1 protein-coding gene and 1 rRNA gene are annotated in these 1,209 nt (G+C 64.7%); one reads left to right on the forward strand and one right to left on the reverse strand.

What is annotated here, in order from left to right:
• Positions 1–35 precede the first annotated feature (35 nt).
• Positions 36–152, forward strand: a 5S ribosomal RNA gene (gene rrf / locus DAD99_RS09775).
• Between the two features lie 327 nt (positions 153–479).
• On the opposite strand, the gene DAD99_RS09780 is transcribed toward rrf, so the two are convergent.
• Entirely contained in the window at positions 480–824 is a 345-nt protein-coding gene (locus tag DAD99_RS09780) for a YciI family protein (protein WP_193341379.1), read from the reverse strand.
• Positions 825–1,209: the final 385 nt, after the last annotated feature.

Below are 1,209 nucleotides of genomic sequence, written 5' to 3' on the forward strand. Positions count from 1 at the left end.
ACGCCTGAACGCCTGAACGGGCCGGGTAGAAGGGTTACGGCGGTCATAGCGTGGGGGAAACGCCCGGTCCCATTCCGAACCCGGAAGCTAAGACCCACAGCGCCGATGGTACTGCACCCGGGAGGGTGTGGGAGAGTAGGTCACCGCCGGAACATCATTACAGGTCGAGAGCCCCCCAACCACCAGGTTGAGGGGCTCTCCCACGTTAACCACCCAACCCACAAAACCCACCCAACCAGCACCACAAACCACCCGCCCGCCGGCCCACAGAACCACGCCCGGCAGTGAAGGGCCTGAAATCCGACACTTCCGCACCTCACGGTGCAATGTCGCATGCACCCGCTGACCTGCCGCCCGCCTCCGATCGACGAGTGGGCGGCTAGCGCGTTGCCGCCGGTCGAGGCCACCCGCCCTATGCGCTGCTGCACGTCTTGCATGGCGGGCGCGCGACGCACGAACGACGCTGGCTGAAGTTGCTCTCATCTGCTGGCCGGGTCGTAATGGAACTGCCGGAGCTCTTGCGGGCAGCGGCAGGCGACGGCGATCTTCGCGGCCCACTCGAGTGCCGCCTCCCGCGAGGGCAGCTCGAGAATGGTGTAGCCGCCGTTGGGCATCTTTTGGCCCGGGTACGTGCCCTCGGTATGAGTGCCGTCACCGGCCACGAGCACCGGGTCCACGTCCTCATCGATCCCGCCGCCGAAGACATAGACGCCGGCCGCCTTGGCCTCGGCGATGACCGCGTGCGAGGCTTCGACCACCGACTCGAAGTCCTCCTCGGGGAACACCATGACCTCACCGGGGAACGAGATCAGGTACTTCGTCATTCGAGGACTCCTTCGCTCCGGCGGCGCCATGTTAGCGGCCATGAAAAACTGCCCATAGGCGGCCACGGAACTGCCCACTGACGGCCATGAAAACTGCCCGTTGGTGGCCATGAGATCTGCCCACTTCCTTTACTTAGCCCTGCTGCTTAAGCGGCGGGAGCCTCTTCCCGGGGTTTGATGACGGTGTCTAGTCGCACCAAAGTCGTCCGGGAAGAGGCCCTAATGAAGTTTGACGGAGAAATCATGGAAATACTTGCTGCGTATGATCTGACCGGATCGTTGCGTGCCGCCGCTGAGCTCACCGGCTGCTCGCACCACACGGTCGCCCGGCACGTCGCTGCCAGGGATGCCGGCCAGCCGATCGCGGAACCGGTCTATCGGGGCC

This window comes from Pseudarthrobacter sp. AB1, from assembly GCF_014926485.1.
Lineage (GTDB): Bacteria > Actinomycetota > Actinomycetes > Actinomycetales > Micrococcaceae > Arthrobacter.